The organism is Klebsiella sp. CN_Kp106, from assembly GCF_040064575.1.
In the GTDB taxonomy this organism is placed as follows: Bacteria; Pseudomonadota; Gammaproteobacteria; order Enterobacterales; family Enterobacteriaceae; genus Klebsiella; species Klebsiella michiganensis.
In genome coordinates, this window is sequence record NZ_JBEAIG010000070.1 from 290043 (window position 1) to 304053 (window position 14011).

A 14011-nucleotide genomic window follows, 5' to 3' on the forward strand; every position below is an offset into this window, starting at 1 on the left:
AATAATGAGCTTTATTCAAACCCTTTTAGGCAAACACTTTAATTATCTCGATATCCAGCAAGATGCGATCGAGATAGAAGATATTGCAACCGCCCTCTCGCATATCTGCCGATTTGCCGGCCACCTGCCAGAGTTCTACAGCGTTGGACAGCACAGCGTTTTATCCAGCCTGCTCGTACCGCAGGAATTCGCACTTGAGGCACTTCTCCATGATGCTGCCGAGGCTTACCTGCAGGATATTCCGGCTCCGCTTAAGCACCTCTTACCTGACTATCGCGCAATGGAGATTCGGGTTGATGCTGCAATACGTCAGAAATTCGGCCTGCCGGCTGAGCAGCACCCGACCGTTAAATATGCCGACCTGGTGATGCTGGCCAGCGAACGTCGTGACTTTGAGACCGACGACGGCACTGTCTGGCCCATGCTCGAAGGCATTATTCCGACGGATCAATTCGTTATTAATCCGGTTCGTCCTGGCCAGGCCTACGGGATGTTCATGAACCGCTTCCACCAGCTGATGGAGCGGCGCTAATGGCACATATGAAAGTTAAAGAACTGGTCGCTGCAGCTTACGCTGCGGCACCCGATCTTCCACCGGAAAAAGCAGAGTTAATGCGCAATATCGCTTCACGGCTGGATGTAACGTTCATCGCCCTTACCGAAGCAATGGACCAAAACACAGCACAGGCTACAGTGTTGGCAGGCCTAAATGGGGTTAATAACCATGGCTAAAGACTCAAAGGTTGTATACGGCGCCAGCGGCAAAACGAACGTTTTAGCGTTTGAACCTGAAAAACTGCACCTGGTTATCGACAAAACGCACCCGCTTTACGATGAGCGCATCCACCTGCCTATCAGCGAGGCAATGGTGCTGAACATCATGGACCAGGGCGTTCTTGAGCCGATTATCGTCTGGAAAGACCCAGAGACAGGGCTGTCTTGTGTGGTTGATGGCCGCCAGCGTGTGCGCCATACACTGGAAGCTAACAAGCGTCTGACGAAAGAAGGCAAAGAACCGTTACTGGTTCCGGCAGTCGCTAAACGTGGCTCCGCCATTCGCATGGCGCAGGCGATGGTAAGTGCTAACGAAATCCGCCAGGCAGATACACCGCTGGGCCGAGCAAAGAAAATGGCTGATGCGCTGGAGCGCGGCCACGACGAGGACGATTTAGCGCTGATGTTTGGCGTGAGTGTCCAGACCGTACGCGCAACGCTGTCATTGCTGGATGCCACCCAGGCTGTTCGGGATGCAGTGGAGTCCGGAACTGTCACCGTTACCCAGGCGCGTCAGCTTGGTGCGCTCCCACCTGAAGAACAGCGGACAAAAGTGGCAGAAATCGAGCTGGCGACCGCTGGTACCAAAGGCCACGAAAAAGCCCGTCGGCAACGTCAGATACTCGGTGAAGCAAAGCCGCGTATCAAATCACGTAAGGAAATTGCAAAAGCCCTCGAAGATGCCAGCGGCGAATATGCCGAGGCTCTGCGCTGGGTGCTTGGGGAGGCGCAATGAACTTTGAACCTGAAAATTACAGCCGGCGCGCTCTGCTCTGGTTCGCAGCTGTGATCGATATTGCCGGTTGGGTTGCTGTTTTCGTCGTGACCTGGGGATCTGCATGGTTATTGAATGGGTGGCAGCATGAAAGAACTGAAATTTTACGGAGCCAGTGCAGTGCCGGAAAAATACAACATCGGTGATGCCACCATGCGCCACATCTTCACACCAACCGGCATGACTAATGTCTCTGACATGCAGGCGGTATTTGACAGAGTTGAAGCTGTTTTGGTGGGAATGGAGCAGCCAGCACCGGTAGTGCTGGATGGTTACGTGATGGTGCCTTTGAGGTTAACTGCTGAGAACGGCGCTAAGGAGGCGCTATCCGGTGAGTTTTCAGAAACCAGGTTTGTAAACTGCCCGGAATGCTTTGGTGATGATGAATGTGAAACATGTGACGGTAGCGGGAGAATTGAAATAACAGTACCTGTCACCTGGACGACTATCAAAGCTATTTGGGCTAAAGGCGTTGAGCATTTCACAGCTACACCAAGGGAGGTGAAAGGTGAATAAGGTCGAACTGCTTGAGAAGATATCAGCGCTCGCCACTGAATGCCACACGCTGGCCTGTGAGTTTGATATTGGTGATGAGCGAACCGAAATGTTCGAAATCTACAGCGTGCTGCACAACCTCGGTCGCCGCGGGTACGCCAGCCAGGTAGGGTTGCGAATGAATCCACTGCTCGCTTCCTGCGATGACGACGAGGATGAGGATGATGACTGATGCCAAGTAAATTAAAGCGCCGGCGATGGAGGCGTATGCGGGATGATTTAGCTTGGTATAAGGATGAAGCAAAGGACCTTCATTGCCGTCTTATGGAATTAGCCGATGAAGTTGCAAACCTTCGCAAACAGATTCTACCAGTATCTAAAACGGTGATTGCCAAACTGAAGATTTACGAAACAGATAAGGATGATCGAGACCACCAGCTATGCAGAAGATGTAATGACGGGATCCGTGGTGGTTGCTCGTCATGTGCTTATAACGTTCGATAACCGGGTGCAGCCGGTATATGGAGAAGAAATGTCACGTATGGTCTCTTTACTCGAATGGGCGAAAGATGAATTCGGCAGTGAAGCCCCTAGCGAGCGAGTATTAAAAAAATACGCTAAAGGTCAGATGATAGCGCCACCACCGATGAGAGTCGGACGGCGCTGGATGGTTGACAAAGAAGCTCGTTTTATAGGTGTAGTTGCTGAACCTCAACTTCCAATACATGTTAACCCAAAACTGAGACGGATAATTAGCGATGGCAGCTAGACCGCGTACCCATAAAATCACTATTCCAAACCTATATTGCAAACTTGATAAACGTACCGGAAAGGTTTACTGGCAATACAAACACCCTATCTCTGGTCGTTTTCATAGCCTAGGCACGGACGAAGCTGAAGCAAAGCAGGTGGCAAGTGAAGCAAATACGATTATTGCAGAGCAGCGCACCAGGCAGATCCTTGGTATTAACGAGCGTCTGACACGCATGAAAGGAAACCGCACGGATATTACAGTTTCTTCATGGCTCGACAAATATGAATTGGTGCAGGAGGAAAGATTGAAACACAACGAACTGCGCCCAAACTCTTTTCGACAGAAAGCTAAACCAATCCGTCTTTTTCGTGAACATTGTGGTATGCAATATCTTAATGATATAACAGCACTTGATATTTCCGAAATAACAGATGCTGTTAAGGCAGAGGGTCATAACAGGATGGCTCAAGTTGTACGCATGGTACTAATAGATGTTTTTAAAGAGGCTCAACATGCTGGTCACGTTCCACCAGGATACAACCCAGCCCAAGCAACGAAACAGCCACGAAATAAGATAAGCAGACAAAGGCTATCTCTGGAGGAATGGGAGGCTATTTATACATCTGCCGAACAACAACAACCTTATTTGCAATGTGGAATGTTGCTTGCCATTGTAACAGGGCAACGCCTCGGAGATATTTGCAATATGAAGTTTTCGGATGTGTGGGATGATATGCTGCATATTGAGCAGGAGAAAACAGGAACTCGTTTAGCCATTCCCCTTTCTCTTAAAAATGAAGCGTTAAATATTACTCTGAGTGATGTTATTTCAAAATGTAGAGATGCTGTGGTGAGTAAATACCTTGTTCATTTTCGCCATATCACCTCACAGGCTAGTCGTGGTGACCAAGTGTCAGCCAAAACACTTACTTCAACGTTCAAGAAAGCACGGGATAAAAGCGGTCTCACCTGGGAAGAGGGAACAGCACCGACTTTCCATGAACAGAGATCTCTTTCCGAGCGCTTGTATCGTGAGCAAGGGATAGACACCCAGAAACTATTGGGCCACAAAACAATGAAAATGACTGACAGATACAATGATGATCGCGGTAAAGAGTGGATCGTTGTTGGTAAAAAAACAGTATGATCTTCAATCAGTTTTGGGGAAGAATTTTGGGGAAGTTTTGGGGAAGCCTCCGCACACTCCAAAAAAAACGGGAGCCCATCGGCTCCCGCTTTTACTTAATCCACCAACGGGATTACATGTTCGCGATAATCGCGTCGCCAAACTCGCTACATTTCAGCAGTTTAGCGCCTTCCATCAGACGTTCAAAGTCATAGGTCACGGTCTTGGCGGCGATAGCGCCTTCCATGCCTTTGACGATCAGGTCTGCGGCTTCGAACCACTGCATGTGGCGCAGCATCATCTCAGCGGACAGGATGATGGAACCTGGGTTCACTTTGTCCTGGCCGGCATATTTCGGTGCAGTACCGTGGGTGGCTTCAAACAGCGCGCACTCGTCACCGATGTTCGCACCAGGGGCAATACCGATACCGCCAACCTGCGCCGCCAGGGCATCAGAGATATAGTCACCGTTCAGGTTCATACAGGCGATAACATCGTATTCCGCCGGACGCAGCAGGATCTGCTGCAGGAAGGCGTCGGCGATAACGTCTTTAACGACGATCTCTTTCCCGGTGTTCGGGTTTTTAATCTTCAGCCACGGGCCGCCGTCAATCAGCTCACCGCCGAACTCTTCGCGTGCCAGCTGGTAGCCCCAGTCTTTGAACGCGCCTTCGGTGAATTTCATGATGTTGCCTTTGTGCACCAGAGTCAGAGAATCGCGATCGTTGGTGATAGCGTATTCGATGGCGGCGCGAACCAGGCGTTTAGTGCCTTCTTCAGAGCACGGCTTGATGCCGATACCGCAATGTTCCGGGAAGCGAATTTTCTTCACGCCCATTTCATCGCGCAGGAATTTGATCACTTTATCTGCTTCAGCAGAATCGGCTTTCCACTCGATACCGGCGTAGATGTCTTCAGAGTTTTCGCGGAAGATAACCATATCGGTCAGTTCAGGATGCTTAACCGGGCTCGGGGTACCCTGATAATAACGAACCGGGCGCAGGCAAACGTAGAGGTCCAGTTCCTGACGCAGAGCAACGTTCAGAGAACGGATGCCGCCACCGACTGGGGTGGTCAGAGGGCCTTTGATAGCAACACGATATTCACGAATCAGATCAAGAGTTTCGGCAGGCAGCCAGACATCCTGGCCATAAACCTGGGTCGATTTTTCACCGGTGTAAACTTCCATCCAGGAAATTTTACGCTCGCCCTTATAAGCTTTCTCAACGGCAGCATCAACCACTTTCAGCATCGCCGGAGTCACGTCAACGCCGATACCATCACCTTCGATGAACGGGATAATCGGGTTATTAGGGACGTTCAGCTTGCCGTTTTGCAGGGTGATTTTTTGACCTTCCGCCGGAACTACTACTTTGCTTTCCATTAACCTCTCCTTCGAGCGCTTCTGGTTCTGCTCTTCCCTCTTCACGCTAGCCGGGCGTTGGCTTTACTCGCCCACTCCCGTCATCGGAATATCCCGCTAACCGGAGATTTCGCGTCCGTGTCGCCTTCCTGTAATGCGAATCGGTTTGAGCAACCTTTTTGTTAATAAGTTGTAATGAGCATGTCAATACTACCTGAATGTTTGCATCCATGAAAGGCATTCGTAATTAGGCTATAATGCGGCAATTGATTGAGTCTGAAAATACCATGCAAAAAACTTCATTTAGAAAACATCGCGTTGAGCGATTCAGCACGCAACAAGTCACCAGACAACGCAAAGAACGCCAGCCAAAAACTGTGATCTTGTTCAATAAACCATACGATGTATTGCCGCAATTTACCGATGAAGCCGGGCGCAGCACGCTAAAAGATTTTATTCCGGTTGCCGGCGTCTACGCTGCCGGTCGGTTGGATCGCGATAGCGAAGGCCTGCTGGTACTGACCAACGACGGCACGCTGCAGGCGGCGCTCACTCAACCGGGTAAGCGCACCGGTAAAATTTATTATGTTCAGGTGGAAGGTGAACCCACGGCGGACGCGCTGGCCGCGCTCCGCGACGGCGTCACGCTTAATGACGGCCCTACTCTGCCCGCCGGCGTTGAGCGGGTTGCGGAACCAGAGTGGCTGTGGCCGCGGAATCCGCCCATCCGCGAGCGCAAATCTATCCCCACCAGCTGGCTGAAAATCACCCTCTATGAGGGACGCAACCGCCAGGTACGGCGGATGACCGCCCACGTCGGCTTTCCGACGCTGCGCCTGATTCGCTATGCGATGGGCGGCTATACGCTGGATGGCCTGGCCAACGGCGAATGGCGCAAAATTGATCAACCGTAGCCTAAGGAAAAACAATGTTTAAGCCGCACGTCACCGTCGCCTGCGTGGTTCACGCGAAAGGCAAATTCCTGGTTGTTGAAGAAACGATCAACGGAAAAGCGCTGTGGAACCAGCCTGCAGGTCACCTCGAAGCCGACGAAACCCTGGTTCAGGCCGCAGAGCGCGAGCTCTGGGAAGAGACCGGCATTCGCGCGACGCCGCAGCACTTTCTTCGCCTGCATCAGTGGATAGCCCCGGATCGCACCCCGTTTTTGCGCTTCCTCTTTACTATCGAGCTTAACGATACGTGCGTCACCGAGCCCCATGATAGCGATATCGATCGCTGCCTGTGGCTCAGAGCTGAGGAAATTTTTAACGCAACAAACCTGCGTTCTCAACTGGTTGCCGAGAGCATTCGCAGCTATCAGCAGGATCCGCGCTACCCGCTGTCGCTCATCGGCGAATTTAACTGGCCGTTTACAGGGGGTGCCTCGACGGATGACGCGTGCTAGAATACGCCGCCTCGAAGTTCAATGTAGTGAGTATTCCAATGTCAGAAAGCCAGAAAAAAGTGATCGTCGGCATGTCCGGCGGGGTTGATTCCTCAGTTTCCGCTTACCTGCTGCTCCAGCAAGGGTATAAGGTGGAAGGCCTGTTCATGAAGAACTGGGAAGAGGACGACGGCGAGGAATACTGCACCGCAGCGGCGGATCTTGCCGACGCGCAGGCCGTTTGCGATAAGCTGGGAATTGAACTTCACACCGTCAACTTTGCCGCAGAATACTGGGACAACGTATTCGAATTGTTCCTTGAAGAATATAAAGCCGGCCGCACGCCGAACCCGGATATTCTGTGCAATAAAGAAATTAAATTTAAAGCCTTCCTCGAATTTGCCGCAGAAGACCTCGGCGCTGACTACATCGCCACCGGGCACTACGTGCGCCGCGCCGACGTTAACGGCAAGAGCCAGCTGCTGCGCGGCCTCGACGGTAACAAAGACCAGAGCTACTTCCTTTATACTCTCAGCCACGAACAGATCGCGCAAAGCCTGTTCCCGGTAGGAGAGCTGGAAAAGCCGCAGGTGCGTAAAATCGCCGAAGAGCTGGATCTCATCACCGCGAAGAAAAAAGACTCGACCGGTATCTGTTTTATCGGCGAACGTAAATTCCGTGAATTCCTTGGCCGCTACCTGCCCGCCCAGCCGGGTAAAATTATCAGCGTTGACGGCGACGAAGTTGGCGAGCACCAGGGCCTGATGTACCACACGCTGGGTCAGCGTAAAGGCCTGGGCATCGGCGGCATCAAAGACGGCGGCGAAGACCCGTGGTACGTGGTCGACAAAGACGTCGAAAACAATATTCTGATTGTCGCCCAGGGCCACGACCATCCGCGTCTGATGTCCGTGGGGTTGATTGCTCAACAGCTGCACTGGGTAGACCGCGAGCCGCTGACCAGCACGCTGCGCTGCACGGTGAAAACCCGCTACCGCCAGACCGATATCCCCTGCAGCGTAAAAGCGCTGGATGACGACCGCATTGAAGTGATCTTTGATGAGCCGGTTGCCGCCGTCACGCCTGGCCAGTCTGCGGTCTTTTACCGCGACGAAGTCTGCCTCGGCGGTGGGATTATCGAACAGCGCTTGCCGCTGCAGGCTTGACAGACATATTAGCCGCGGAATGCCTCAACCGGGTATTCGGCGGTTTACAAGGAGAATGTGTGGCGAAGAATTATTATGACATTACGCTGGCGCTGGCCGGCGTTTGCCAGGCCGCGCGTCTGGTTCAGGAACTGGCGCACCAGGGGCACTGCGATAGCGACGCCCTGCATGTGTCGCTGAACAGCATCATCGACCTCGACCCGGATTCAACGCTGGCGGTGTTCGGTGGTAGTGAAGCCAATCTTCGTCTCGGGCTGGAAACTCTCATTGGCGTGCTGAATACCAGCAGTCGCCAGGGACTGAACGCCGAACTCACCCGCTATACTCTAAGCCTGATGGTGCTCGAGCGTAAGCTCGCCGCCAGCAAAGGGGCCATGGATACCCTCGGCAACCGTATCGGTGGCCTGCGCCGTCAGCTTGAACATTTCGATCTGCAATCCGAGACCCTGCTCAGCGCAATGGCCGGCATCTATGTTGATGTCATTAGCCCGCTGGGCCCGCGGATTCAGGTGACCGGCTCTCCAGCCGTGCTGCAAAGCCCTCAGGTTCAGGCGAAGGTTCGTTCTGCCCTGCTGGCAGGTATTCGCTCCGCGGTGCTCTGGCACCAGGTCGGCGGCGGACGTCTGCAGCTGATGTTTTCCCGTAATCGTCTGGTTAACCAGGCAAAACAAATTCTTGCTCATTTAACCCCGGAGTTGTGATCTATGGAATTATCCTCACTGACCGCCGTTTCCCCAGTCGACGGCCGCTACGGCGACAAAGTCAGCGCGCTGCGCGGTATCTTCAGCGAATTCGGTTTGCTGAAATTCCGCGTTCAGGTAGAAGTGCGTTGGTTGCAAAAACTGGCCGCGCACGCAGCGATCAAGGAAGTTCCTGCTTTTGCTGCCGACGCAAACGGTTACCTTGATAAAATCGTCGCCGATTTCAGCGTAGAAGATGCAGAGCGCATCAAAACGATCGAGCGCACCACCAACCACGACGTCAAAGCGGTTGAGTATTTCCTCAAGGAAAAAGTCGCCGACGTGGCAGAACTGCACGCGGTCTCCGAGTTTATCCACTTCGCCTGCACCTCCGAGGACATCAACAATCTGTCCCACGCGCTGATGCTGAAAACCGCCCGCGACGAAGTGATCCTGCCATACTGGCGCAAGCTGATCGACGCGGTTAAGGACCTGGCGGTACAGTATCGCGATATCCCGCTGCTTTCCCGCACCCACGGCCAGCCGGCCACACCGTCCACCATGGGTAAAGAGATGGCGAACGTCGCTTACCGTATGGAGCGCCAGTATCGTCAGCTGAATCAGATTGAAATTCTTGGCAAAATCAACGGCGCGGTGGGGAACTATAACGCCCACATCGCCGCCTACCCGGAAGTCGACTGGCACCAGTTCAGCGAAGAGTTCGTCACCTCGCTGGGTATCCAGTGGAACCCGTACACCACCCAGATTGAACCGCACGACTATATCGCCGAGCTGTTTGACTGCGTCGCCCGCTTCAACACCATCCTGATTGATTTCGATCGTGACGTGTGGGGCTATATCGCGCTCAACCATTTCAAGCAGAAGACCATTGCCGGCGAAATCGGCTCTTCCACCATGCCGCATAAAGTGAACCCGATCGACTTCGAGAACTCCGAAGGCAACCTCGGTCTGGCCAATGCGGTGATGCAGCATCTGGCAAGCAAACTGCCGGTTTCCCGCTGGCAGCGCGACCTGACCGACTCCACCGTCCTGCGTAACCTCGGCGTGGGCATCGGCTACGCGCTGATCGCGTATCAATCCACCCTGAAAGGCGTGAGCAAGCTGGAGCTGAATCAGGACCGCCTGCTGGATGAACTGGACCACAACTGGGAAGTTCTGGCCGAGCCGATTCAGACCGTCATGCGTCGCTACGGCATCGAGAAGCCGTACGAGAAGCTGAAAGAGCTGACCCGCGGCAAGCGCGTTGATGCCGAAGGCATGCAGCAGTTCATCGACAGCCTGGCGCTGCCGGAAGCGGAAAAAGTTCGCCTGAAGGCCATGACCCCGGCTAACTATATCGGCCGTGCGACCACCATGGTTGACGAACTGAAGTAAACCTTTCCACCCTCTTTCCGCCGGGAAAGAGGGTTATTTTTCCTCCCCCTCATCTGCTCGTCGTCATCCCCCGGGTCATCAACCAGAACAGCAGCGCCAGCAGACTGACCGAAGCCCCCAGCAGGCAAACGCCCTGCCATCCCGCGCGCGCATATACCGCTGTCGTACTCACCGCGCCCAAACCGCTGCCAAGCGCATAAAACAGCATATACAAACCGACCAGCCTGCTGTGCGCTTCGGGACGGGTACGGAAAATCATGCTTTGATTGGTGACATGCAGCGCCTGACCGCCGAGATCCAGTAGTACAATGCCGACCAACAGCGCCGCGGGCGACCATGCCATCAGCGACAGCGGCCACCAGGCTATCAGCAACATCACCAGAGCCGCGGCGCTGGTGCGCTGCCCATATCCGCGATCGGCCCATTTACCGGCACGCCCCGCTGCCAGAGCGCCGATGACCCCGACCAGGCCCAGGGCGCCAATCTCAGTATGGGAAAAGCGAAAGGGCGGAGCGGTTAATGGCAAAACCAGCGCACTCCAGAAGATATTGAAAGCGGCAAACATCAGTAATGCCAGCACGCCGCGCACCTGAAGCACTTTTTCCTGGCGCAGCAGAGCCAGCATGGATATCAACAGCCGCGGATAGCTCAGGGGGTTCGGCGCAGCCGCCAATACCGGCAGCCGACGCCACAGCGGAAGCGCAATACCCAGCATCAGTAAAGCGGCCAAGATGTACACCCCGCGCCAGCCGAAGAGATCGCTAATCGACCCGGAGAATACCCGCGCCAGCAGCAGCCCGATAAATACACCGCTTTGCGCAGCGCCCACCACGCGCCCCTGTTCATGGGGCGCGGCGGCGCTGGCGGCATACGCGATTAGCCCCTGGGTCATCGCGGTACCCAGCAGGCCAACGGCAAGCATACAGCCCAATAGCATCACGGCGGTGGAAGCCATACTCAACGCCGCCAGGGCAGCGATCAGTAAAATCACCTGCGTCGCCATCAGGCGGCGGCGATTCACCCTGTCGCCCAGCGGCACCAGCAGTAGCAACGCCATTGCGCAGCCAATCTGGGTCGCCGCAATCACCCCGCCAATCGCGGCGTCGCCGATCGCAAAATCTCGCGCTAGCGCGTCGAGCAGCGGTTGCGCGTAATACACGTTTGCCACGCTCAGGCCGCTGGCGATAGCAAACAGCCAGACCAGGCTGCGAGGCATAACCGTTTGCGGATCGCTTAGCGTTGGAGATATCAGTGTCGCTTTCATGATGCCCACCTTGGTTATCTGGTTTCAAAATAAAACCAGTTGAAGGCTAGAACATCAAGTTTTAAAATGCAACTACTTAACAGACCGTTCGGAGAGCCCATGCCAGCGCGTGAAAAAATGAAAAACGAAACCTGCCCCGTCGCCCGAAGCGTGGATATTATCGGCGATCGCTGGTCCTTGTTGATTGTACGCGACGCCTTTGATGGCATACGCCGCTTCAGCGACTTTCAGCGAAGCCTCGGTATGGCACGTAATATTCTCTCTGACCGTCTGCACAAATTGGTAAACTCAGGTATTCTCACTATGCAATCCGCCTCGGATGGCACGGCTTATCAGGAATACGTACTGACGGCAAAAGGAGAGCGTTTGTTCCCCGTTGTCGTTGCGCTACGCCAGTGGGGAGAGCTGCATCTGTTTGCCCATGGGGAACCCCATTCCGTACTGATCGATAAACGTACGCTGCGCCCGATACCGATGATGTCGCCCGCGGCCGAAGATGGACTCATCCTCACCGCCCAAGAGACCGAGGTACAAAAAATCGAATAAAATTCTTTATTTAACAGCTGTTTATATTAAAGGTGTATAATAAACGCTAAACTGTTCAATATCATAAATAAAATGGAGAACTGGCATGCGCGTACTCGTGGTTGAGGATAACGCTCTGCTGCGCCACCACCTGAAAGTTCAGCTGCAGGAGCTGGGACATCAGGTCGATGCGGCGGAAGACGCAAAGGAAGCGGATTACTATCTGGGTGAGCACGTTCCGGACATCGCCATCGTCGATCTTGGCCTGCCGGATGAAGACGGCCTTTCGCTGATTCGTCGCTGGCGCAGCCACGACGTGTCGGTACCGGTGCTGGTGCTGACCGCCCGCGAAGGCTGGCAGGATAAGGTTGAGGTCCTGAGCGCCGGAGCGGATGATTACGTCACTAAGCCGTTCCATATCGAAGAGGTTGCCGCCCGCATGCAGGCGCTTCTGCGGCGTAATAGCGGCCTGGCATCACAGGTTATCTCCATTCCGCCTTTCCAGGTGGATCTGTCGCGTCGCGAGCTGTCGGTCAACGACCAGCCCATCAAGCTGACGGCATTTGAATACACCATTATGGAAACCCTGATCCGCAATCGGGGCAAAGTGGTCAGCAAAGATTCGCTGATGCTGCAGCTCTATCCCGACGCCGAGCTGCGCGAAAGCCATACCATCGATGTGCTGATGGGACGATTGCGCAAAAAAATACAGGCTGAGTATCCGCAGGATGTGATTACCACCGTGCGCGGTCAGGGCTATCTGTTCGAACTGCGCGGATGAAAGGGGTGCTGCGGCATATTCTGCCGCTGTCGTTACGCGTTCGCTTTCTGCTGGCGACGGCCGCCGTAGTGCTGGTGCTGTCACTCTCCTATGGCATGGTCGCGCTGGTGGGGTATAGCGTCAGTTTCGATAAAACCACCTTCCGCCTGCTGCGCGGCGAGAGCAATCTGTTCTATATGCTGGCGAAATGGGAAAACAACACCATCGATGTTGATATCCCCGAAAACCTGAATATGCAAAGCCCCACGGTGACGCTCATTTACGACGCCCGCGGCCAGCTGCTGTGGGCACAGCGCGACGTACCCTGGCTGGTAAAACGTATTCAACCGGACTGGCTCAAAAACAACGGCTTTCACGAAATTGAGGCCGACGTTGACAGCAGCAGTATGCTGCAGCACAACAACCATGAGATTCAACAACAGCTGGACGCCATTCGGCAAGAGGACGATGGCTCCGAAATGACCCACTCGGTGGCGATCAATATCTATCCGGCCACCAGCACCATGCCGCAGCTCAGTATCGTGGTTGTCGACACCATTCCGGTAGAGCTTAAGCGCTCCTACATGGTGTGGAGCTGGTTTATCTATGTCCTCGCGGCTAACCTGCTGCTGGTGATCCCGCTACTGTGGGTCGCGGCATGGTGGAGCTTGCGCCCTATCGAATCGCTGGCCAAAGAGGTGCGCGAACTGGAGGAGCATCACCGCGAGATGCTCAATCCGAATACCACCCGCGAGCTGACGCGGCTGGTCAGCAACCTCAACCGCCTGCTGAAAAGCGAACGCGAACGCTATGATAAATACCGCACGACGCTGACCGACCTCACCCACAGTCTGAAAACCCCGCTTGCGGTGATGCAGAGCACGCTGCGTTCCATGCGCGGCGAGAAAATGAGCGTCAATGAAGCAGAGCCGGTGATGCTGGAGCAGATTAGCCGCATCTCGCAGCAGATTGGCTACTATCTGCACCGCGCCAGCATGCGCAGCGGCGGTTCGCTGCTCAGTCGCGAGCTGCATCCCATCGCTCCGCTCCTCGACAGCCTGACCTCGGCGCTGAATAAGGTCTATCAACGTAAAGGCGTGAACATTACCCTGGATATCTCGCCGGAAATCAGTTTTGTCGGTGAAAAGAATGATTTTATGGAGGTAATGGGCAATGTGCTCGATAACGCCTGTAAATACTGCCTTGAGTTTGTGGAAGTCTCCGTCCGGCAGACCAACGACAACCATCTGCATATTCTGGTTGAAGATGATGGCCCGGGGATCCCCGCCGCGATGCGCAGCGCGGTGTTCGACCGCGGCCAGCGCGCAGATACGCTGCGCCCCGGACAGGGCGTCGGTCTCTCGGTTGCCCGCGATATCGTAGCCCAGTACGATGGCCGCATCCTCGCCGAAGAGAGCCTGCTCGGCGGCGCCTGCATGGAAGTTATTTTTGGTCGCCAGGCCCTGGAAGATAAAGAGAGCTAAAACAGTCGGTTTTTTAACGGCGCCTGCATCATGCTGGTGCCGCATCCGTTATAATCCCTAACAGAC

General features: G+C 54.4%; 17 protein-coding genes. 15 read left to right on the forward strand and 2 right to left on the reverse strand.

What is annotated here, in order from left to right; all coding sequences use genetic code 11:
* The first annotated feature begins 4 nt into the window (after positions 1–4).
* From ABLU96_RS26135 to ABLU96_RS26165, 7 genes are all read left to right on the forward strand, one after another.
* Positions 5–532, forward strand: a complete 528-nt coding sequence (locus ABLU96_RS26135; protein WP_348862944.1) for an HD family hydrolase — start codon at positions 5–7, stop codon at positions 530–532.
* Complete coding sequence (locus ABLU96_RS26140; protein ID WP_348862946.1) at positions 532–732, forward strand: hypothetical protein; 201 nt, start codon at positions 532–534, stop codon at positions 730–732. Before ABLU96_RS26135 ends, ABLU96_RS26140 begins: the two co-directional genes overlap by 1 nt.
* Positions 725–1510 (forward strand): hypothetical protein, encoded by a 786-nt coding sequence (locus ABLU96_RS26145; RefSeq protein WP_008806037.1) that lies wholly within the window; start codon positions 725–727, stop codon positions 1508–1510. The genes ABLU96_RS26140 and ABLU96_RS26145 overlap by 8 nt, the downstream gene beginning before the upstream one ends.
* A 126-nt stretch (positions 1511–1636) precedes the next feature.
* Positions 1637–2065, forward strand: coding sequence for a hypothetical protein (locus tag ABLU96_RS26150; protein ID WP_227675902.1), 429 nt, complete (start codon positions 1637–1639; stop codon positions 2063–2065).
* Positions 2058–2276, forward strand: a complete 219-nt coding sequence (locus ABLU96_RS26155; RefSeq protein ID WP_080901924.1) for a hypothetical protein — start codon at positions 2058–2060, stop codon at positions 2274–2276. The genes ABLU96_RS26150 and ABLU96_RS26155 overlap by 8 nt, the downstream gene beginning before the upstream one ends.
* A 300-nt stretch (positions 2277–2576) precedes the next feature.
* Entirely contained in the window at positions 2577–2813 is a 237-nt protein-coding gene (locus ABLU96_RS26160; protein ID WP_008806034.1) for an excisionase, read from the forward strand.
* Positions 2803–3945: a site-specific integrase gene (locus ABLU96_RS26165; RefSeq protein ID WP_348862948.1), complete on the forward strand. Its 1143-nt coding sequence runs from the start codon at positions 2803–2805 to the stop codon at positions 3943–3945. Before ABLU96_RS26160 ends, ABLU96_RS26165 begins: the two co-directional genes overlap by 11 nt.
* A gap of 112 nt (positions 3946–4057) precedes the next feature.
* Here the strand turns inward: ABLU96_RS26165 and icd are convergent, their stop codons facing one another.
* Positions 4058–5308, reverse strand: coding sequence for an NADP-dependent isocitrate dehydrogenase (gene icd / locus ABLU96_RS26170; RefSeq protein ID WP_014228876.1), 1251 nt, complete (start codon positions 5306–5308; stop codon positions 4058–4060).
* A 236-nt stretch (positions 5309–5544) separates the two neighbouring features.
* Here icd and rluE point away from each other — a divergent pair, with 236 nt between their 5' ends.
* The 5 genes from rluE to purB are packed head-to-tail and all read left to right on the forward strand — an operon-like array spanning position 5545 to position 9912.
* A complete protein-coding gene (rluE, locus tag ABLU96_RS26175) occupies positions 5545–6201 on the forward strand; it encodes a 23S rRNA pseudouridine(2457) synthase RluE (protein WP_064405298.1) in 657 nt (218 codons plus the stop codon).
* Positions 6202–6215: 14 nt separating this feature from the next.
* Entirely contained in the window at positions 6216–6692 is a 477-nt protein-coding gene (locus ABLU96_RS26180) for an NUDIX hydrolase (RefSeq protein WP_064405296.1), read from the forward strand.
* Positions 6693–6730: 38 nt separating this feature from the next.
* Entirely contained in the window at positions 6731–7837 is a 1107-nt protein-coding gene (gene mnmA / locus ABLU96_RS26185; RefSeq protein ID WP_064405294.1) for a tRNA 2-thiouridine(34) synthase MnmA, read from the forward strand.
* Between the two features lie 59 nt (positions 7838–7896).
* Positions 7897–8538 (forward strand): high frequency lysogenization protein HflD, encoded by a 642-nt coding sequence (gene hflD, locus ABLU96_RS26190; RefSeq protein ID WP_004131471.1) that lies wholly within the window; start codon positions 7897–7899, stop codon positions 8536–8538.
* 3 nt (positions 8539–8541) lie between these two features.
* The gene (purB, locus tag ABLU96_RS26195; RefSeq protein WP_004131470.1) at positions 8542–9912 is read left to right on the forward strand and encodes an adenylosuccinate lyase; all 1371 of its coding nucleotides are present in this window, start codon (positions 8542–8544) and stop codon (positions 9910–9912) included.
* Between the two features lie 49 nt (positions 9913–9961).
* On the opposite strand, the gene ABLU96_RS26200 is transcribed toward purB, so the two are convergent.
* Positions 9962–11176: an MFS transporter gene (locus ABLU96_RS26200; RefSeq protein ID WP_064407217.1), complete on the reverse strand. Its 1215-nt coding sequence runs from the start codon at positions 11174–11176 to the stop codon at positions 9962–9964.
* Positions 11177–11275: 99 nt separating this feature from the next.
* Here ABLU96_RS26200 and ABLU96_RS26205 point away from each other — a divergent pair, with 99 nt between their 5' ends.
* From ABLU96_RS26205 to phoQ, 3 genes are all read left to right on the forward strand, one after another.
* Positions 11276–11722: a helix-turn-helix domain-containing protein gene (locus ABLU96_RS26205; protein WP_049075902.1), complete on the forward strand. Its 447-nt coding sequence runs from the start codon at positions 11276–11278 to the stop codon at positions 11720–11722.
* Positions 11723–11807: 85 nt separating this feature from the next.
* Positions 11808–12482 carry a two-component system response regulator PhoP gene (gene phoP / locus ABLU96_RS26210; protein WP_004101181.1) on the forward strand — a complete coding sequence of 225 codons (675 nt, stop codon included), beginning with the start codon at positions 11808–11810 and terminating at the stop codon, positions 12480–12482.
* On the forward strand, positions 12479–13945 hold the full coding sequence (gene phoQ / locus ABLU96_RS26215) for a two-component system sensor histidine kinase PhoQ (RefSeq protein ID WP_004849971.1): 1467 nt from the start codon (positions 12479–12481) through the stop codon (positions 13943–13945). Before phoP ends, phoQ begins: the two co-directional genes overlap by 4 nt.
* Positions 13946–14011: the final 66 nt, after the last annotated feature.